19 protein-coding genes and 1 other RNA gene are annotated in these 19933 nt (G+C 60.5%); 16 read left to right on the top strand and 4 right to left on the bottom strand.

The window, feature by feature from the left end:
* Positions 1–69: 69 nt before the first annotated feature.
* Both JFT81_RS18565 and JFT81_RS18560 read left to right on the top strand, forming a co-directional pair.
* Positions 70–687, top strand: a complete 618-nt coding sequence (locus tag JFT81_RS18565; RefSeq protein WP_007961620.1) for a glutathione S-transferase N-terminal domain-containing protein — start codon at positions 70–72, stop codon at positions 685–687.
* A 16-nt stretch (positions 688–703) separates the two neighbouring features.
* Positions 704–1117, top strand: coding sequence for a ClpXP protease specificity-enhancing factor (locus JFT81_RS18560; RefSeq protein WP_201146586.1), 414 nt, complete (start codon positions 704–706; stop codon positions 1115–1117).
* An 82-nt stretch (positions 1118–1199) separates the two neighbouring features.
* Here JFT81_RS18560 and JFT81_RS18555 read toward each other — a convergent pair whose 3' ends face one another.
* From JFT81_RS18555 to JFT81_RS18540, 4 genes are all read right to left on the bottom strand, one after another.
* The gene (locus JFT81_RS18555) at positions 1200–1778 is read right to left on the bottom strand and encodes a BON domain-containing protein (RefSeq protein WP_201228442.1); all 579 of its coding nucleotides are present in this window, start codon (positions 1776–1778) and stop codon (positions 1200–1202) included.
* Complete coding sequence (locus tag JFT81_RS18550) at positions 1775–2368, bottom strand: phosphoheptose isomerase (RefSeq protein WP_008082788.1); 594 nt, start codon at positions 2366–2368, stop codon at positions 1775–1777. The genes JFT81_RS18555 and JFT81_RS18550 overlap by 4 nt, the downstream gene beginning before the upstream one ends.
* A 95-nt stretch (positions 2369–2463) precedes the next feature.
* The gene (locus tag JFT81_RS18545) at positions 2464–2826 is read right to left on the bottom strand and encodes a YraN family protein (RefSeq protein ID WP_126366239.1); all 363 of its coding nucleotides are present in this window, start codon (positions 2824–2826) and stop codon (positions 2464–2466) included.
* Positions 2826–4637 (bottom strand): penicillin-binding protein activator, encoded by a 1812-nt coding sequence (locus tag JFT81_RS18540; RefSeq protein ID WP_201228441.1) that lies wholly within the window; start codon positions 4635–4637, stop codon positions 2826–2828. Before JFT81_RS18540 ends, JFT81_RS18545 begins: the two co-directional genes overlap by 1 nt.
* Positions 4638–4814: 177 nt before the next feature.
* On the opposite strand from JFT81_RS18540, the gene rsmI reads away from it, so the two are divergent.
* The 14 genes from rsmI (at position 4815) to JFT81_RS18470 (ending at position 19933) form a co-directional block, all read left to right on the top strand.
* Complete coding sequence (rsmI, locus tag JFT81_RS18535) at positions 4815–5720, top strand: 16S rRNA (cytidine(1402)-2'-O)-methyltransferase (protein WP_201228440.1); 906 nt, start codon at positions 4815–4817, stop codon at positions 5718–5720.
* A gap of 73 nt (positions 5721–5793) precedes the next feature.
* An RNA gene (gene rnpB / locus JFT81_RS18530) (RNase P RNA component class A) lies at positions 5794–6147 on the top strand.
* A gap of 402 nt (positions 6148–6549) precedes the next feature.
* A complete protein-coding gene (gene mraZ, locus JFT81_RS18525) occupies positions 6550–7005 on the top strand; it encodes a division/cell wall cluster transcriptional repressor MraZ (RefSeq protein ID WP_053154948.1) in 456 nt (151 codons plus the stop codon).
* A gap of 2 nt (positions 7006–7007) precedes the next feature.
* Positions 7008–7949: a 16S rRNA (cytosine(1402)-N(4))-methyltransferase RsmH gene (gene rsmH / locus JFT81_RS18520; protein ID WP_201230580.1), complete on the top strand. Its 942-nt coding sequence runs from the start codon at positions 7008–7010 to the stop codon at positions 7947–7949.
* The gene (gene ftsL, locus JFT81_RS18515; RefSeq protein ID WP_007917008.1) at positions 7946–8239 is read left to right on the top strand and encodes a cell division protein FtsL; all 294 of its coding nucleotides are present in this window, start codon (positions 7946–7948) and stop codon (positions 8237–8239) included. Before rsmH ends, ftsL begins: the two co-directional genes overlap by 4 nt.
* Positions 8239–9978: a penicillin-binding protein 2 gene (locus JFT81_RS18510; RefSeq protein WP_201230578.1), complete on the top strand. Its 1740-nt coding sequence runs from the start codon at positions 8239–8241 to the stop codon at positions 9976–9978. The genes ftsL and JFT81_RS18510 overlap by 1 nt, the downstream gene beginning before the upstream one ends.
* Complete coding sequence (locus JFT81_RS18505; RefSeq protein ID WP_201228439.1) at positions 9978–11441, top strand: UDP-N-acetylmuramoyl-L-alanyl-D-glutamate--2,6-diaminopimelate ligase; 1464 nt, start codon at positions 9978–9980, stop codon at positions 11439–11441. The genes JFT81_RS18510 and JFT81_RS18505 overlap by 1 nt, the downstream gene beginning before the upstream one ends.
* A complete protein-coding gene (murF, locus tag JFT81_RS18500; protein ID WP_201228438.1) occupies positions 11434–12801 on the top strand; it encodes a UDP-N-acetylmuramoyl-tripeptide--D-alanyl-D-alanine ligase in 1368 nt (455 codons plus the stop codon). The genes JFT81_RS18505 and murF overlap by 8 nt, the downstream gene beginning before the upstream one ends.
* Positions 12801–13883 (top strand): phospho-N-acetylmuramoyl-pentapeptide-transferase, encoded by a 1083-nt coding sequence (mraY, locus tag JFT81_RS18495; RefSeq protein ID WP_201146592.1) that lies wholly within the window; start codon positions 12801–12803, stop codon positions 13881–13883. Before murF ends, mraY begins: the two co-directional genes overlap by 1 nt.
* Positions 13884–13888: 5 nt before the next feature.
* A complete protein-coding gene (gene murD, locus JFT81_RS18490; protein WP_201228437.1) occupies positions 13889–15235 on the top strand; it encodes a UDP-N-acetylmuramoyl-L-alanine--D-glutamate ligase in 1347 nt (448 codons plus the stop codon).
* Positions 15236–15237: 2 nt separating this feature from the next.
* On the top strand, positions 15238–16449 hold the full coding sequence (ftsW, locus tag JFT81_RS18485) for a putative lipid II flippase FtsW (RefSeq protein WP_171057289.1): 1212 nt from the start codon (positions 15238–15240) through the stop codon (positions 16447–16449).
* Positions 16439–17509, top strand: coding sequence for an undecaprenyldiphospho-muramoylpentapeptide beta-N-acetylglucosaminyltransferase (murG, locus tag JFT81_RS18480; RefSeq protein ID WP_064392864.1), 1071 nt, complete (start codon positions 16439–16441; stop codon positions 17507–17509). Before ftsW ends, murG begins: the two co-directional genes overlap by 11 nt.
* Positions 17502–18962, top strand: a complete 1461-nt coding sequence (gene murC, locus JFT81_RS18475) for a UDP-N-acetylmuramate--L-alanine ligase (RefSeq protein WP_201228436.1) — start codon at positions 17502–17504, stop codon at positions 18960–18962. The genes murG and murC overlap by 8 nt, the downstream gene beginning before the upstream one ends.
* Positions 18959–19933, top strand: coding sequence for a D-alanine--D-alanine ligase (locus JFT81_RS18470; protein ID WP_201146596.1), 975 nt, complete (start codon positions 18959–18961; stop codon positions 19931–19933). Before murC ends, JFT81_RS18470 begins: the two co-directional genes overlap by 4 nt.

Here is a 19933-nt window from a genome sequence, read left to right as displayed (position 1 = left end):
GCGGGAGGCGTCCTCTGGGCGCGCGCGTTTTTCCGGTTCCGACAAATTCAACAAGCGAGGAGGATCGCCATGGGCGTGACCAATCGGTTGGCCTGTTACTCCGACCCCGCCGACCACTATTCCCACCGAGTGCGCATCGTACTTGCAGAGAAGGGTGTCAGCGCCGAGATCATTTATGTGGAAGCTGGTCGTCAGCCGCCTAAACTGATCGAGGTAAACCCTTACGGAAGTCTGCCTACGCTGGTCGATCGTGACCTGGCGCTGTGGGAGTCGACCGTGGTGATGGAATATCTGGATGAGCGTTACCCGCATCCGCCATTGATGCCGGTTTATCCGGTGGCGCGTGCCAACAGCCGTCTGCTGATTCACCGCATTCAGCGTGACTGGTGTGGTCTGGTGGATCTGATTCTGGATCCGAAAAGCAAAGAGGCCGCGCGTGTCGTGGCGCGCAAGGAATTGCGTGAAAGCCTGACGGGCGTGTCGCCGTTGTTCGCCGACAAGCCATTTTTCCTCAGTGAGGAACAAAGTCTGGTGGATTGCTGCCTATTGCCAATACTCTGGCGTTTGCCGATTCTGGGTATTGAACTGCCGCGGCCGGCCAAGCCGTTGCTTGATTATATGGAGCGCCAGTTTGCGCGTGAGGCTTTCCAGGCGAGTCTGTCTGGTGTCGAACGCGATATGCGCTAAGGCTTAAGGAGCCGCTATGAACTCCAGTCGACCTTATCTGGTCCGCGCGCTCTACGAGTGGATTGTCGATAACGATTGCACCCCGCACATGCTGGTCAATTCCGAGTACCCGGCGGTGCAAGTGCCGCAGGGTTTCGCCAGTGACGGGCAAATTGTCCTGAACGTCTCGCCAAGTGCTGTGCGTCATTTGCACATGGACAACGACGTGGTGACCTTCGAAGGTCGCTTCGGTGGCGTCCCGCACAGCCTCTACGTGCCAATTGGTGCGATTCTGGGGATCTATGCCCGGGAAAACGGTCAGGGCATGGTGTTTGATCTCGAGTCGCCGATGGATGACGAGGAAGAGATCGAGTCGGATGACGACTTGCCGCCACCGGACAGCGAGCCACCGCGCCCTAGCGGCCGGCCAAGCTTGAAAGTGGTGAAATAAAAAAAAGGCGATCCGGATGGATCGCCTTTTTCATGCGCGTCTCAAAACTGCATGCACATCTCAAAACTGTAGGAGCTGTGTATCAGTCGATGTATTCGAAGAGTTTGACGATTTTCTGCACGCCGGAAACGCCCTGCACCAGATTGGTCGCCTGAGTGGCTTCCTGTTTGGTCAGCAGGCCCAGCAGGTAGACGATGCCATTCTCCGTCACGACTTTGATGCGCGAGCCGGGGATGCTGGCGTCGGTGAGCATCTGAGTCTTGATTTTCGAGGTCAGCCAAGTGTCATTTTGGCGAGCCAGGAAGCCCGACGGCGGTATCACCTGCAGTTCGTTATGAACGGTTTTCACGCGTTGGACGGCGGCAGCGGCCTGTTCGGCCTTGGCTTTGAGGTCTGCGCGAGGAGTTTGACCGGCGAGCAGGACAACGCCGTTGAAGCTGGTGACGACGATGTGCGAATCGTTGTCCAGAGCCGGATCGGCCTTGGCCACGTTTACGCCCACTTTGGTTTCGATCAACGAGTCGTCGATCTTGCTGCCGAAGGTGCGGGTGCCGCGGTCATCATCGATCGGCGCTTCACGGCTGGCATTTACCACCGAGGTGCAGCCGCTGATGCCAAGGCACAGAGTCAAGGCCAGAAGGCTAAGGCGATTAGGGGTCATTCTTCACTCCCGAACAGTTGGCTGTCGATCAGATCGCAGAGGCAATGGATCGCCAGCAAGTGGACTTCTTGAATACGTGCAGTGACATTGGCCGGTACGCGAATCTCGACGTCCTCTGGCAATAGCAGCGACGCCATGCCACCGCCATCGCGACCGGTCAATGCTACGACAATCATTTCGCGATCATGTGCGGCCTGGATCGCTTGAATAATGTTCGCCGAGTTACCGCTAGTCGAAATCGCCAGCAAGACATCGCCCGGCTGGCCGAGTGCACGAATCTGTTTGGAGAACACTTCGTTGTAGCTGTAGTCGTTGGCGATCGAGGTGATCGTCGACGTATCGGTCGTCAGCGCAATGGCCGGCAGGCTCGGGCGCTCGCGCTCGAAGCGATTGAGCAGCTCCGAGGAGAAGTGCTGGGCATCGCCGGCCGAACCACCGTTGCCGCACGAAAGCATTTTGCCTTCGTTGAGCAGGGCGTTGACCATGATCTGGCTGGCTTGCTCGATGTGCGGTGCAAGTACGTCCATCGCCTGTTGCTTGGTGTCGATACTGGCCTGGAAAAGCTGGCGAATTCGGGATTGCATGTCCATCTGTGTGACCTTAAGTAGCGCGGCTGTTCGGCACATGAATGTGCAGCCCGCAAAGCAAAGAGCAAAATTTGTCGGTGGGATCGCAACGCAGACGATCAACTGTCGAAAGCATTCTGCAACCAGTTCAGCTGATCCGGGTGGCTGTCGATGGCCACCACGTCGAAGCGGCAGGGGGAATTGGCCCAACGCGACTCGCGCTGAAGAAAATACTGTGCGGCGAAAATCAGTTTCTGCTGCTTGCGCCCATCGATGCTAGCGAGCGCGCCACCCCATTGGGTGTTTTTTCTGTAACGAACTTCGACGAATACTACTGTATCGCCATCAAGCATGACCAGATCAAGCTCGCCACGTTTACACAGCCAGTTCTGCGCCAACAGGCGCAGCCCCTGATTCTGCAGATGCTCGAGCGCCTGGCGCTCGGCATCCTTGCCGCTTTGCGAGCGTGACCGGTCAGGCATTAGCGCGGGGTGTCCGGCAGGCGTTGAACCTGGCCGCTGACGAACTGCGCCCAAGGCAGTTGACGCACAACGCGCTGGGTCTGGGTCATGCCGAGGCTGCCCGATTGACCTTCGATGCGGCTGTCCGGCAGGGCCTTCAGTTGACCCAGGCGCGGTGCCAGGTGATAAGCGTCGACGCCCATGGCATACAGGCGGCCGAGGCTGCCGGCGGCTTGTGGCCACTGTGCAACAACTTGCTGGCGCAGTGGGTTGCTGGTTTCCAGCAGCCACGGGGTTTCGCAGAAGCGAATGCCGTTCATATCGTTGTACTGGTTCACATCGCCGCTGGCGCTGTACACGTGCGAAGTTGCGTAAACCGGAACGTCACCGGCGTACTGGAAGTTCAGGGTCGGCTTGATCTGCTGCGCCTGTTGCGGCGTCGCGGCGAGGAAGATGAACTCGATGTCCTGACGGCGCGAAGGCTGTGCCGCTACGTTGGCGCCCGCAGCATTCTGCAGGCTCTTGGCGCGGGCTTCGCTCTGACGCAGCTGGAACATGTCGGCAATCTGCTGAGCCAGTTGCACTGGCTGATCAACGCGTTCGATGGCAATGATGCTGCCGCCGTTAGCCTGCCAGTCCTGACTGAAAGCACGCAGCACGCGCTCGCCCCATTCGCCTTTCGGCACCATGATGGCGGCGCGGTGCAGGCCATCGGCACGGGCGCGGCGCGAGACTTCACGGGCTTCGTCTTCAGCGGCCAGACCAAACTGGAACAGCTGTGCCGGGCCTTGTTCGCCTTCGCTGTAGTTCAGTGCGAGGGTGGTGATCGGCAATTGCGGGCGAGTGCTCAGTTGTTTGACCAGTGGCTTTTCCAGCGGCCCGACGACCAGCTGCACGCCGTCAGCCTGAGCCTTGCGGTAAAACTCGTCCATCGAGGTCAGCTTCGAGCTGTCGTAGAAGACGATGGCTGGTGGCTTCTGCCCGGCTTGTTGAGCCTGGTAGTGCGCAGCCATGAAGCCTTCACGCAGTGCTTTACCGACCGCTGCCAGTTGGCCGTCCTGTGGCAGCAGCAGGGCGATTTTGCTCAATGGCTGGCTGGCCAGCTCTTTGAGCTTGGTCAGTGGCTGCGGCAGGTTGATGGCTGCCGGGTGCTTTGGATTCTGCGCGCGCCAGGCATCGATTGCGGCTTGCTGCTGTTCCAGGGTGCCAGCGGTTTTCACCGCCAGCGCCAGGCCCATCCAACCGCCGAGATCGTCGCTGGTGTTCGGTTGCAGTTGGTCAGTCGGCAGCGAGGCTATCAGCGTCCAGATCGCTTCGTGGTTCTTGCTCGCGGCTTCGCCTTGCAGCATCGGGGCGATGAAAATACGTTCGCGAGCGGCGGCCAGGGTCTGACCATCGGCTTCAAAGGCGCGGGCGTGAACGGTGCCGGTACGAACCTGCTGTTCTTGCGGCATTTCACCGAGGTGTTGCAGGCTCGGGTGGCTCAGAGCAGTCAGCGCGGCTTTCGGCTGATTGCGGGTCATGGCCAGTTCGGCATTCAAGGTGCTGGCGAAAATCTGCTGGCCCGGCTTCAGTTGCTCCATCGGCACTTGTTGCAGGATTTGCGCGGACTGCGCGGCATTCCCCTGACGATAAGCCAGGTCCGCTGCGCTCAAGCGCAACAGGGCAGATTTTTCCGGGGTTTTAGCCTGGGTAGCCTGTTCGAGCAGTTGCTCGATGCTGGCATCCGGAGTCCGTGGAAGTTCGCCAAGGCTGGAGGAAGGGGAGCTGGCGCAAGCCGCCAATAAGGCAGCGAGGCAGAGGGCAGTGAACAGCCGCAGGCAAGCGATCATGTAAGTGTTCCTGATACTCGATCAAATTAGCGTCGAATTGTACCCAAGCACTGGCCGGGGCGCGATGTTAGTGGCGTGAAACGGGCAATTTAGCTGGAGTAAATGTTGCGACAGCACACAACTGCGGGCAAAACCGGGTTTGGCTCAGGCGTATCGCCTGTCGCGTGACGCGCTACAATGCCCGCTTTTACCGAACACGAGGTGTGCGCTTTGACTGCTCCAGGTCCTTTGAATTCCGCTGCGGGCTCGCTTTATGTGGTGGCGACGCCCATCGGCAACCTGGACGACATCAGCGCCCGGGCCCTGAAAATCCTCCGCGAAGTGGCGTTGATTGCTGCCGAGGACACCCGTCACTCGGCGCGGCTGATGCAGCACTTCGGGATTGCCACGCCGCTTGCCGCGTGTCACGAACATAACGAACGAGATGAAGGTAGTCGTTTTATTACGCGCTTGCTGGCAGGTGACAACGTCGCCCTGATCTCCGATGCCGGCACGCCGTTGATTTCCGATCCGGGGTATCACCTGGTGCGTCAGGCTCGTGCTGCCGGGATCAATGTCGTGCCGGTGCCGGGTGCTTGTGCCTTGATCGCGGCGTTGTCGGCGGCAGGTCTGCCGTCTGACCGATTCATCTTTGAGGGTTTTTTGCCGGCCAAATCGGTCGGGCGCAAAGCGCGCCTTGAAGCCGTTAAAGAAGAACCACGCACGCTGATCTTTTACGAAGCGCCGCACCGCATTCTCGAATGTTTGCAGGATATGGAAACGGTGTTTGGTGGTGAGCGCCCGGCTTTGCTGGCGCGTGAGATTACCAAGACTTTCGAGACCCTCAAGGGTTTGCCGCTGTCTGAGCTGCGCGCGTTCGTCGAGTCCGACAGCAATCAGCAGCGTGGCGAATGCGTCGTGCTGGTGGCCGGCTGGACGGCGCCGGAGTCCGAAGACGCGGTCAGCAGCGAAGCCATGCGCGTCCTCAATCTGCTGCTCGAAGAAATGCCGCTAAAGCGTGCCGCCGCGTTGGCGGCGCAGATTACCGGTGAGCGAAAAAACGTCCTGTACCAGGTCGCGCTGGACCAGCAGAAGGGCGAGTAACCCGTCGCGCAGACAGGTTTTGCGGCTATTAGCGCTTGTTCTTCAGGCGCTCTGCCGTTAACCTGCGCGGCGGAGAGTCGATCGGACAGTCGCTGCCCTCTATGAAAATTAGGGGGGGGAGGAAAGTCCGGGCTCCATAGGGCGAAGTGCCAGGTAATGCCTGGGAGGCGTGAGCCTACGGAAAGTGCCACAGAAAATAACCGCCTAAGCGCTTCGGCGCCGGTAAGGGTGAAAAGGTGCGGTAAGAGCGCACCGCACGTCTGGCAACAGTTCGTGGCTAGGTAAACCCCACTTGGAGCAAGACCAAATAGGGTCCCAAGGCGTGGCCCGCGCTGGGACCGGGTAGGTTGCTAAAGATGTCCAGTGATGGCCATCGTAGACGAATGACTGTTCAAGACAGAACCCGGCTTACAGATCGACTCTCCACCTTTTTCTTTCCCTGCTTGAATCAAAGGCGACAGGGCTGTGTAATATCAGCAGGCCTGCTCTGAAAGTTCGGCAGCGGCAAATGCAGTAATAGCCATTTCCCACCCTGCTTCAATCAACAGCAGAAGCGCTTTTGTAATACCGAAAAAATCTTACTCTTAACAAATTACTTTAACTTTCGAGCGCAGCTTTCAGTGCTGCATCAAGTTATGGGTCGAAACTCCGCGCCAGATTCTCGTTGCTCCTCCTTTTATGCTCCTAAATCTCCGTTCTGTAAGGGTTTTCCTTTAATCCGCGCCTTGACGGTGTGGTGGGCGCATTCCTATAGTGTGCGCAAGTGGCGGAAAGTGGCATGAAGTGGGTTTTTTGAGCTCAAAACGATAAAAATTGGAGAAACGCAGACGTGTTTCGCGGAGCTAACGCTATCAGTCTCGATGCAAAGGGCCGTCTCGCCATGCCGAGCCGGTACCGTGACGAGCTCGATTCGCGCAGTTCCGGCCAATTGATCGTGACCATTGATGCCGTTGATCCATGTTTGTGCGTCTATCCGCTCGACGAGTGGGAAATTATTGAAACCAAGTTGCGTGCACTCCCTTCGCTTCGTGAAGAGAACCGTCGCTTGCAGCGTTTATTGATCGGCAACGCCGTCGACCTCGAGCTCGATGGCAGTGGCCGTTTTCTGGTTCCACCGCGTCTGCGCGAATACGCCAAGCTCGATAAGCGCGCGATGCTGGTGGGCCAGCTGAACAAGTTCCAATTGTGGGACGAGGATGCATGGGACGCGGTATCTGCCGCCGACCTTGCTGCTATTCAACAACCGGGCGCTATGCCTGATGAACTGCGTGATTTGATCCTGTGACTATTGATAGCGGCTTTAACCACATCACCGTACTGCTTGACGAAGCCGTCGAGGCTCTCGCCGTACGCCCTGATGGCTGCTATCTGGACGGTACGTTCGGACGCGGTGGCCACAGCCGGCTGATCCTCAGCCAGCTCGGGACGGACGGTCGGCTCATCGGGTTCGACAAAGATCCACAAGCGATTGCCACCGGGCAAACGCTAGCGGCCGAAGACGGCCGCTTTGTCGTTGTGCAGCGTAGCTTTGCCGAGCTGGGTTCGGTCGTCGCCGAACAAGGTCTGGCCGGCAAGGTCAGCGGCATTCTGCTCGACCTCGGCGTGTCTTCGCCGCAGCTCGACGATGCTGAGCGCGGCTTCAGTTTCCTCAACGACGGCCCGCTGGACATGCGCATGGATCCGTCCCGTGGCATCAGCGCTGCCGAATTCGTCAACACCGCGCCGGCTGAGGAAATCGCCCGGGTGTTCAAGGAATACGGTGAAGAGCGTTTCTCCGGGCGCATGGCCCGTGCCGTCGCCGAGCGTCGCGATATCACGCCTTTCGAGCGCACCGCCGATCTGGCTGAAGTGCTCAAGGTCGCCAACCCTGCATGGGAAAAGGGCAAGAACCCGGCCACCCGTGCATTCCAGGGTTTGCGCATTCACGTCAACAACGAACTGGGCGATCTGGAAGCCGGCCTCGAAGCCGCACTGGAAGCGCTGGAAGTTGGCGGTCGTCTGGTGGTGATCAGCTTCCACTCGCTGGAAGACCGCATCGTCAAACTGTTCATGCGCAAGCTGGTGAAAGGCGAAGCCGACAACCTGCCGCGCAACCTGCCGGTTCGCCACGTGGCGTTCGAACCGAAAATCAAAGTCCATGGCAAAGCGCAGACGGCCTCCGACGCCGAACTCAAAGCCAACCCACGTTCCCGTAGCGCCGTCATGCGCGTCGCGGAGAAGCTGCGGTGAGCAAGCTTTTCGCCAAGCCACTGCCTGGCGGCAGCTTTTTGATGCTGCTGCTGTTCATCGGCGTGCTCGTATCGGCCATCGCCGTGTCGTACAGCGCGCACTGGAACCGTCAGTTGCTCAACACCCTTTATAACGAACTCAGCGTGCGCGACAAGGCGCAGGCCGAGTGGGGTCGCTTGATTCTTGAGCAAAGCACCTGGACCGCGCACAGCCGGATCGAAGTGCTGGCCACCGAACAACTGAAAATGCACATTCCGGGCGCGGCTGACGTGAAGATGGTGGCGCCATGATGAAACTCGAAGGCGCATTGTTCCCGTGGCGCTTCCGCCTGATGGTGGCGCTGCTCGGCGTGATGGTCGCGGCGATCTGCTGGCGCATCATCGACCTGCAAGTGGTTGACCGTGACTTCCTCAAAGGTCAGGGCGATGCGCGCAGCCTGCGTCATATCCCGATTCCGGCTCACCGTGGTCTGATCACCGACCGTAACGGCGAGCCTTTGGCCGTCAGTACCCCGGTGACCACGCTGTGGGCCAACGCCAAGGAAATGCAGACCGCCAAGGAAAAGTGGCCCGCACTCGCCGCCGCCCTGGGGCAGGATCCGAAAGCCCTGACCGAGCGCCTTGAAGCGCAAGCCAACAAAGAATTCATTTACCTGGTGCGCGGGCTGACGCCTGAGCAGGGCCAGGCTGTACTCGACCTGAAAGTGCCGGGCGTTTACGGCATCGAAGAATTCCGCCGGTTCTATCCGGCCGGTGAAGTCACCGCGCACATGGTTGGTTTTACCGACATCGACGATCACGGTCGCGAAGGCGTCGAACTCGCCTACGACGAGTGGCTGGCCGGGGTGCCGGGCAAACGACAGGTCATCAAGGATCGGCGCGGACGGCTGATCAAGGATGTCCAGGTCACCAAAAACGCCAAGGCCGGCAAGCCCTTGGCGTTGTCGATTGACCTGCGTCTGCAATATCTGGCCAACCGCGAGCTGCGCAACGCAATCATCGAAAACGGTGCCAAGGCCGGCAGCCTGGTGATCATGGACGTGAAGACCGGCGAGATTCTCGCCATGGTCAACCAGCCGACCTACAACCCGAACAACCGTCGCAACCTGCAACCGGCGATGATGCGTAACCGCGCGATGATCGACGTGTTCGAACCGGGTTCGACCATGAAAGCCATCTCGATGAGCGCCGCGATCGAGTCCGGCCGCTGGAAACCGAGCGACACCGTCGAGGTGTATCCGGGCACGCTGCAGATCGGTAAATACACGATCAAGGACGTTTCCAAGAGCGAAGGTCCGGTGCTGGACATGACCGGCATTCTGATCAATTCCAGTAACGTCGGCATGAGTAAGGTTGCCTTCGATATTGGTGGCGAAACCATTTACCGTCTCGCGCAGAAAGTCGGCCTCGGCCAGGACACCGGCCTCGGCTTCCCGGGCGAGCGTGTCGGCAACCTGCCGAACTACCGCGAATGGCGCAAGGCTGAAACCGCAACACTGTCCTACGGCTACGGTATTTCCGTGACCGCGATTCAGCTTGTTCATGCCTTCTCGGCGCTGGCCAACAATGGTCGTCTCGCGCCGTTGACCCTGATCAAAACCGACAAGCCGCCGCAAACGACGCAAGTGCTGCCGGAAGCTGTCGCGAAAACCATGCAAGGCATGCTGACGCAAGTGATCGAAGCCCCGCGTGGCGTATTCCGTGCGCAGGTGCCGGCGTATCACGTGGCCGGCAAGTCGGGTACTGCACGTAAAACGTCGGTGGGCACCAAGGGCTACGCCGAAAACTCCTATCGCTCGCTGTTCGCCGGTTTCGGCCCGATGAGCGATCCGCGTTACGCCATTGTTGTGGTGATCGATGAACCGTCCAAGGCCGGTTATTTCGGTGGTCTGGTGTCCGCGCCGGTGTTCAGCCGTGTGATGTCCGGCACCCTGCGTCTGATGAACGTGACCCCGGACAACCTGCCGACCACTCAGCAGGCCAACGCCACCCCAGTCATTCCGCTGAAAGCCAATGGAGGGCGCGGCTGATGTCATTAAGTCTGAACAAGATATTCCCCCACGCCGGCCACGATCTGTTGATCCGTGAATTGGCGCTGGACAGCCGCAACGTGCGCGCAGGCGATTTGTTCCTCGCCGTGCCCGGTGGCAAATTTGATGGCCGCGCGCACATTGCCGATGCATTGCAACGCGGTGCTGCGGCTGTAGCGTATGAAGTGGAAGGCGCCACCGTGCTGCCGATCACCGACGTGCCGCTGATTCCGGTCAAAGGCCTGGCGGCGCAGCTGTCGGACATCGCTGGCCGCTTTTATGGCGAGCCAAGCCATCACCTGAATCTGGTCGGCGTAACCGGCACCAACGGCAAAACCAGCGTGACCCAATTGGTCGCACAGGCATTGGATCTGCTCGGCCAGCATTGCGGTATCGTCGGTACCCTCGGTTCCGGCTTCTATGGCGCACTGCAAAGTGGTCTGCACACCACGCCGAATCCGATTGCCGTACAGGCGACGCTGGGCGACCTGAAAAAGGCCGGCGCCAAAGCCGTGGCCATGGAAGTTTCGTCCCACGGTCTGGATCAGGGCCGCGTCACCGCGCTGGCATTCGACGTGGCGGTGATGACCAACCTGTCCCGCGATCATCTGGATTATCACGGCACCATGGAAGCGTACGCTGAGGCCAAGGCCAAGCTGTTCGCCTGGAATGACCTGAAGTGCCGCGTGGTCAACCTCGACGACGATTTCGGCCGGCAACTGGCCGCTGAAAAACGTGAATCGCGTTTGATCACCTACAGCCTGCTCGACAGCAGCGCGTACCTGTTCTGCCGCGAAGCGCAGTTCGACGACCACGGCGTGCGCGCCACGCTGGTGACGCCGCAGGGCGAACATCATCTGCGCAGCACCTTGCTCGGTCGCTTCAACCTGAGCAACGTCCTGGCGGCGGTCGGCGCCTTGCTCGGTCTGGATTATGCGCTCGACGAAATTCTCAAAGTACTGCCGAAACTCGAAGGCCCGGCCGGTCGCATGCAGCGTCTGGGCGGTGGCACGCAGCCGTTGGTGGTGGTCGATTACGCCCACACCCCGGACGCGCTGGAAAAAGTCCTGACCGCGTTGCGTCCTCATGTCAAAGGCCAACTGCTCTGCCTGTTCGGCTGCGGCGGTGACCGTGATCGCGGCAAGCGTCCGTTGATGGCTGAAGTGGTTGAGCGTCTGGCTGATCAAGTGCTGGTCACCGACGACAACCCGCGCACTGAAGACCCTGCGGTGATTTTCGATGACATCCGCGCCGGTTTCACGGCTGTGGATAAAGTCACCTTCGTCGCCGGCCGTGGTCAGGCGATCGCGCAACTGATTGCCGGTGCCTCGGCCAATGACGTAATCGTCCTGGCCGGTAAAGGTCACGAGGACTATCAAGAGATCAATGGCGAGCGCCACGCTTTCTCCGATCTGGTCGAGGCTGATCACGCGCTGACCGCGTGGGAGGTGGCCCATGCTTAAGGCCCTCAAACTCAGCGAACTGACCAATGCGCTCGATGCACGCTTGATCACTGCGGATGCCAGCTTCGACGGCGTCAGCATCGACAGCCGTGCGATCCAGCCTGGCCAACTGTTTATTGCCCTGACCGGTCCGCGCTTTGACGGTCACGATTATCTGAACGACGTCGCCGCCAAAGGCGCCGTTGCCGCACTGGTCGAGCGTGAAGTCGCCGACAGTACGTTGCCGCAATTGCTGGTCAAAGACACCCGTCAGGCTCTCGGCCAGTTGGGGGCGCTGAACCGTGCTGCATTCACTCAGCCAGTCGCCGCGATCACCGGCTCCAGCGGCAAGACCACCGTCAAGGAAATGCTCGCGAGCATCTTGCGCACGCGCGGTCCGGTGCTGGCGACTCGCGGCAATTTGAACAACGACCTCGGCGCGCCACTGACTCTGCTCGAACTGGCCCCGGAACACACGGCGGCCGTCATCGAACTGGGTGCCTCGCGCCTCGGTGAAATCGCCTACACGGTCGGGCTGACCAAGCCGCATGTGGCGATCTTGAACAATGCCGGCACCGCTCACGTCGGTGAGTTCGGCGGCCCGGAAAAAATCGTTGAAGCCAAGGGTGAAATCATCGACGGGCTGGCGGCTGATGGCGTCGCCGTGCTCAATCTCGATGACAAGGCCTTCGGCATCTGGAAGACCCGCGCGGGCGCTCGCCAGGTGCTGACTTTCGCCCTGAGCAACACTCAGGCGAATTTCCATGCCAGCGATCTGACCACCGACGCCCGTGGCTGCCCGGCCTTCAATCTGCATACACCTGAAGGTGTCGAGCGCGTTCAACTGAACCTGCTCGGCACCCACAACGTCGCTAACGCCTTGGCCGCCGCCGCTGCTGCGCACGCTTTGGGCGTGTCGCTGTTCGGCATCGCCACCGGGCTTGGCGCCGTGCAACCGGTCAAGGGTCGCACCGTCGCGCAACTGGCGAAAAACGGTATGCGCGTGATCGATGACACTTACAACGCAAACCCCACCTCGATGTGCGCGGCCGTTGATATACTCGCCGGCTTTTCCGGCCGCACCGTCCTGGTGCTCGGAGATATCGGCGAGTTGGGCGATTGGGCGGAGCAGGGGCACCGCGACGTGGGCGAATACGCCCGGGGCAAGGTTTCCGCGCTTTATGCCGTTGGGCCAAACATGGTTCACGCCGTAAACGCTTTCGGTGAACAGGCGCATCACTTCGGCACGCAAGCCGAACTGATTCAGGCCCTCGACGCCGAGCAGGACACAAACACCACCATTTTGATCAAGGGTTCGCGCAGTGCAGCGATGGAAAACATCGTTGCGGCTCTGTGCGGGTCCAGTCTGGAGAAACATTAATGCTGCTGCTGCTAGCGGAGTATCTGCAACAGTTCTACAAAGGCTTCGCGGTCTTCCAGTACCTGACCCTGCGCGGGATTCTCGGTGTGCTGACTGCGCTGGTTTTGTCGCTGTGCTATGGCCCGTGGATGATCCGCACTTTGCAGAACCGTCAGATCGGTCAATCCGTTCGTAACGATGGTCCGCAATCGCACTTGTCGAAATCCGGTACGCCGACCATGGGTGGCGCGCTGATTCTGTCTTCGATCGGCGTCAGCACTCTGCTCTGGGCTGACCTGAGCAACCGTTATGTCTGGACTGTGCTGCTGGTGACCCTGCTTTTCGGGGCCATTGGCTGGGTCGACGATTACCGCAAAGTCATCGAGAAAAACTCGCGTGGTCTGCCGAGTCGCTGGAAGTATTTCTGGCAGTCGGTGTTCGGCCTCGGCGCAGCGATCTTCCTTTATATGACCGCCACTACCCCGGTGGAAACCACGCTGATTCTGCCGATGCTCAAGGACTACAGCATTCCGCTGGGCCTGGGCTTTATCGTGCTGACCTACTTTGTGATCGTCGGTTCGAGCAACGCGGTCAACCTGACTGACGGCCTCGACGGTCTGGCGATCATGCCGACGGTGATGGTTGGCGGCGGTCTGGGGATTTTCTGCTACCTGTCGGGTAACGTGAAATTCGCCGAATACCTGCTGATTCCCTACGTGCCGGGCGCGGGCGAGCTGATCGTGTTCTGCGGTGCGCTGATCGGTGCCGGTCTGGGCTTCCTCTGGTTCAACACCTATCCGGCGCAAGTGTTCATGGGTGACGTCGGTGCCCTGGCACTCGGCGCGGCACTGGGCACCATCGCGGTGATCGTCCGTCAGGAAATCGTCCTGTTCATCATGGGCGGCGTGTTCGTGATGGAAACCCTGTCAGTCGTCATTCAGGTTGCGTCCTTTAAGCTGACCGGTCGCCGTGTGTTCCGCATGGCACCGATACACCACCACTTTGAACTCAAGGGCTGGCCCGAGCCGCGCGTGATCGTCCGTTTCTGGATCATCACCGTGATTCTCGTGCTGATCGGCCTTGCCACCCTGAAGCTGAGGTAGAACGAGTGTCTCTGATCGCTTCTGACCACTTCCGCATCGTTGTCGGCCTCGGCAAGAGCGGCATGTCCCTGGTTCGCTTCCTGGCGAACCGGGGCACGTCGTTTGCTGTGGCTGATACGCGGGAAAATCCACCGGAACTGGCCACGCTCAAGCGTGACTATCCGCACGTGGAAGTGCGTTGTGGCGAGCTGGACGTCGAATTCCTGTGCCGTGCCGACGAGCTCTACGTGAGCCCCGGTCTGGCGCTGGCGACCCCGGCCCTGCAAGCCGCTGCGGCCCGTGGCGTGAAACTGTCCGGCGACATCGAGCTGTTCGCGCGTAACGCGCAGGCGCCGATCGTGGCTATCAGCGGCTCCAACGCGAAAAGCACCGTCACCACTTTGGTCGGCGAGATGGCGGCTGCGGCCGGCAAACGTGTCGCCGTCGGTGGCAACCTCGGCACTCCGGCGCTCGACCTGCTCAGCGATGACGTCGAGCTGTACGTGATGGAGCTGTCGAGTTTCCAACTGGAAACCACCGACCAGCTCAACGCCGAAGTGGCCACCGTGTTGAACATCAGCGAAGACCACATGGATCGCTACAGCGGCCTGCCGGCGTACCATTTGGCCAAGCACCGGATCTTCCGTGGTGCCAGGCAGTTCGTGGTCAACCGCCAGGATGCGCTGAGCCGTCCGTTGATGGGCGAGGGCCAGCCGTGCTGGACCTTCGGCCTGACCAAACCGGATTTCAAGGCATTCGGTATCCGTGAAGAGGACGGCGAGAAATATCTCGCGTTCGAATTCCAGAACCTGATGCCGGTGCGTGAGCTGAAGATTCGCGGCGCGCATAACCAGTCCAACGCCCTCGCGGCGCTGGCGCTCGGTCACGCGGTTGGCCTGCCGTTCGACGCCATGCTCGCGGCGCTGCGCACCTTTGCCGGTCTCGAGCATCGCTGCCAGTGGGTGCGTGATCTCGACGGCGTTGCGTATTACAACGATTCGAAAGCCACCAACGTCGGCGCTGCACTGGCCGCCATCGAAGGCCTCGGTGCGGACATCGACGGCAAGGTCATCCTGATCGCCGGTGGCGATGGCAAGGGTGCCGAGTTCAACGATCTGCGTGATCCGGTGGCGGCCAACTGCCGCGCCGTGATCCTGATGGGCCGCGACTCCGACAAGATCGGCGAAGCCATCGGTGATGCCGTGCCGCTGATTCGCGCGACCTCGCTGGTTGACGCCGTTGCGCAATGCCGCGCCGCTGCTCAACCGGGTGATGTGGTGTTGTTGTCGCCGGCCTGCGCCAGTTTCGACATGTTCAAGAATTACGAAGACCGTGGTCACCAGTTCGTCCGCGCCGTGGAGGAACTGGCATGAGCCTGCGCAATATCATCAAACCGTATCCGTCGCCGATCATCACCGGGCGCGGCATCGACCTCGATTTCCCGATGCTCGCCGGTTGCCTGGCGCTGCTCGGTCTCGGTCTGATCATGATCGCCTCGGCTTCCACCGAAGTGGCGGCTGCGCAGTCGGGCAGTCCGCTGTATTACATGATTCGCCACCTTATTTATGTGGTGCTGGGATTGGGCGCCTGCATCGTCACCATGATGATTCCGATCGCCACCTGGCAGCGCCTCGGCTGGCTGATGCTGATTGGTGCGTTCGGCTTGCTGGTGATGGTGATAATCCCCGGCATCGGCCGCGAAGTGAACGGTTCGATGCGCTGGATCGGGTTCAGCTTCTTCAACGTGCAGCCGTCCGAAATCGCCAAAGTATTCGTGGTGATCTACCTCGCCGGTTATCTGGTGCGTCGCCAGAAGGAAGTGCGCGAGAGCTGGATGGGCTTCTTCAAACCGTTCATCGTGCTGCTGCCGATGGCCGGCCTGTTGCTGATGGAGCCGGACTTCGGTGCCACCGTGGTCATGATGGGCGCTGCTGCCGCGATGCTGTTCCTTGGCGGGGTCGGGTTGTTCCGTTTCTCGCTGATGGTGGTGTTGGCGGTCGGGGCGGTGGTCTTGCTGATTCAGATGCAGCCGTACCGGATGGCGCGTCTGACCAACTTTGCCGACCCGTGGGCCGACCAGTTCGGCGCCGGTTATCAGCTGTCGCAAGCGCTGATCGCATTCGGTCGCGGCGAGTGGCTGGGCGTAGGCCTGGGCAACAGCGTGCAGAAGCAGTTCTACCTGCCGGAAGCGCACACCGACTTCGTGTTCTCGGTTCTGGCTGAGGAACTCGGCGCGGTCGGTTCGTTGTGCACCGTGGCGCTGTTCGTGTTCGTGTGTATTCGCGGCATGTACATCGGCTTGTGGGCCGAGAAAGCCAAACAGTTCTTCGCCGCTTATGTGGCCTACGGTCTGTCGTTCCTGTGGATTGGTCAGTTCCTGATCAACATCGGTGTGAACGTCGGCCTCTTGCCAACCAAGGGTCTGACCTTGCCGTTCCTCAGTTATGGCGGCAGTTCGTTGGTGATTTGCTGTGCCTGTCTCGGCTTGCTACTGAGGATCGAGTGGGAGAGTCGAACCCACCTGGGCAGTGAAGAGATGGAATTCCATGAGAGCGACTTCGCCGAGGAGCCGAATCATGGGCGCTAACGTATTGATCATGGCCGGCGGCACCGGCGGCCACGTATTCCCGGCGCTGGCCTGTGCCCGCGAGTTTCAGGCGCGCGGTTACACCGTGCACTGGCTCGGCACGCCACGTGGGATCGAAAACGAACTGGTGCCGGCCGCAGGGCTGGAACTGCACCGGATCAATGCCACCGGCCTGCGCGGCAAGGGCAAGCTGTCGCTGCTCAAGGCACCGTTCATGCTGCTGAAATCGGTATGGCAGGCGCGGGCGATCATTCGCCGTCTGAAGCCGGTGTGTGTGGTCGGCTTCGGTGGTTATGTGACTGGCCCCGGTGGTCTCGCCGCGAAACTGGCCGGCGTACCGGTGATCGTTCACGAGCAGAACGCCGTCGCTGGCACCGCCAATCGGTTGCTGGTGCCGTTCGCCGCCCGGGTGTGTGAAGCGTTCCCCGACACCTTTACTCTGTCGGACACCCGCCGTACCACCGGAAATCCGGTGCGCAGCGAGCTGTTCCTCGACACATCGCGACCTGCTCTGGCCGGTCGCAAAGCGCGTTTGCTGATCCTCGGCGGAAGCCTGGGCGCAGAACCGTTGAACAAATTGCTGCCTGAAGCCCTGGCCCAAGTCGCTGCCGATTTGCGCCCGGAAGTGTTTCATCAGGCCGGCAAAAACCACGATGAAGTGACTGCAGAGCGCTACCGCGCCGCCGGCGTCGATGCGCAGGTGCAGCCGTTCATCAAAGACATGGCCCAGGCCTATGGCTGGGCTGACCTGGTGGTGTGCCGCGCAGGCGCGTTGACCATCAGTGAGCTGGCTGCCGCCGGTCTGCCCTCGATGCTGGTGCCTTTGCCCCATGCGATCGACGATCACCAGACCCGCAACGCCGATTATTTGGCCCGTGAAGGCGCTGCCTTCCTGATGCCGCAAAGAACGACTGGTGCCGCGGACCTTGCCGCGCGCCTGACAGAGGTCTTGATGCAACCGCAACGACTCGAAGATATGGCCCAAGCGGCCCGCCGTCTGGCGAAACCCGATGCCACCCGTAGCGTGGTCGATACCTGTCTGGAGGTGGCCCATGGTTGAGAATCAGAAAGCCATGCCGCAACCGGAAATGCGCCGCATCCGTCGCATCCACTTCGTCGGCATCGGCGGCGTGGGCATGTGCGGCATCGCCGAAGTGTTGTTGAACCTGGGCTATGAAGTCTCCGGTTCCGACCTGAAAGCTTCGCCGGTCACCGAGCGTCTGGAATCGTTCGGCGCGCACATCTTCATCGGCCACCGTGCCGAGAATGCCGCGACCGCCGACGTACTGGTGGTGTCGAGCGCTGTGAACACCTCCAACCCGGAAGTCGCGACCGCCCTTGAGCGCCGCATTCCTGTGGTGCCGCGTGCGGAAATGCTCGCCGAGTTGATGCGCTATCGCCACGGCATCGCCGTTGCCGGCACCCACGGCAAAACCACTACTACCAGCCTGATCGCTTCAGTATTTGCCGCCGGTGGTCTCGATCCGACGTTCGTCATCGGTGGTCGACTGAATGCTGCGGGTACCAATGCACAACTGGGTACCAGCCGTTACCTGATCGCCGAAGCCGATGAAAGCGATGCGAGCTTCCTGCACCTGCAACCGCTGGTGGCTGTGGTCACCAACATCGATGCCGACCACATGGCGACCTACGACGGTGACTTCAACAAACTGAAGAAAACCTTCGTCGAGTTCCTGCACAACCTGCCGTTCTACGGTTTGGCCGTGATGTGCCTGGATGACCCGGTCGTGCGCGAAATCCTGCCGCTGGTGAAACGTCCGACCGTGACCTACGGCTTCAGCGAAGATGCCGACGTGCGTGCAATCAATGTGCGTCAGCAAGGCATGCAGACCTTCTTCACCGTGCTGCGTCCTGACCGCGAGCCGCTGGATGTTTCCGTGAACATGCCGGGCAACCACAACGTGCTCAACTCGCTGGCGACCATCTGCATTGCGTCCGACGAGGGCGTCAGCGATGAAGCCATCGTTCAGGGCCTGTCGGGTTTCCAGGGCGTCGGTCGACGCTTTCAGGTCTACGGCGAACTGCCCGTGGACGGCGGCAACGTGATGCTGGTCGACGATTACGGTCACCACCCGACCGAAGTCGCGGCCGTAATCAAAGCCGTGCGTGGTGGCTGGCCGGAGCGCCGTCTGGTGATGGTCTACCAGCCGCACCGTTACAGCCGCACCCGCGACCTGTACGACGATTTCGTCAATGTACTGGCCGATGCCAACGTGCTGCTGCTGATGGAAGTCTATCCGGCCGGCGAAGAGCCGATCCCGGGCGCTGACAGTCGCAAGCTGTGCAACAGCATCCGCCAGCGCGGTCAGCTCGACCCGATCTACATCGAGCGTGGCGTTGATCTGGCGCCGCTGGTCAAGCCGCTGCTGCGTGCTGGCGACATTCTGTTGTGCCAAGGCGCCGGTGATATCGGCGGTCTCGCGCCGAAGCTGTTGAAAAGTGAATTGTTCGCTGGCGCCGTGGCGGCGTCGGTCGAGGGGAAGTTGAAATGACTGCTGCCTACGCCAAGCTGTTTTCCACTATCGCGCCGAAAGACTTCGGCCGCGTCGCCGTGCTCTTTGGCGGTCTGAGTGCCGAGCGTGAGGTTTCGCTGAAATCCGGTAATGCTGTGCTCGACGCGCTGCAAAGCGCTGGCGTGGACGCGTTCGGCATCGACGTTGGCGCCGATATTCTGCAGCGTCTGCTGAGTGAAAAAATCGACCGCGCGTTCATCATTCTTCACGGCCGTGGTGGTGAAGACGGCAGCATGCAGGGCCTGCTCGAAGTCGCCGGGATTCCCTACACCGGCAGCGGCATCCTCGCGTCCGCACTGGCGATGGACAAATTGCGCACCAAGCAGGTCTGGCACAGCCTCGGGATTCCGACGCCGCGTCACGCCGTGCTGTGCAGCGAAGCCGATTGTATTTCCGCGGCGACGGAACTGGGCTTCCCTTTGATCGTCAAACCGGCGCATGAAGGTTCAAGTATCGGGATGGCCAAAGTGAGTTCTGCGTCCGAGTTGATCGACGCATGGAAAGCGGCCAGTACCTACGATTCGCAAGTCTTGGTTGAGCAATGGATCCAAGGTCCGGAGTTCACCATCGCCACCCTGCGTGACCAGGTGTTGCCTCCTATCGCCCTGGGTACACCGCACACGTTCTACGACTACGACGCCAAGTACATCGCCAACGATACCCAGTACCGCATTCCGTGCGGGCTGGATGCCGCCAAGGAACAGGAACTCATGGATCTCACGGCCAAGGCCAGTGAGGCGCTGGGGATTGCCGGTTGGGGCAGGGCGGACGTGATGCAGGACGCCGACGGGCAGTTCTGGTTCCTGGAAGTGAACACCGCACCGGGCATGACCGATCACAGTCTGGTGCCGATGGCGGCACGTGCTGCCGGTCTGGATTTCCAGCAGTTGGTGCTGGCCATTCTGGCCGCCAGTGTTGAAGGCGCAGTAACCCAAGAGGCGCGAGGTTAA

This window comes from Pseudomonas sp. TH43 (genome assembly GCF_016650635.1).
Lineage (GTDB): Bacteria > Pseudomonadota > Gammaproteobacteria > Pseudomonadales > Pseudomonadaceae > Aquipseudomonas.
The sequence above is the reverse complement of the archived record's forward strand: the minus strand, read 5'-3'. Positions and strand labels throughout refer to the sequence as shown.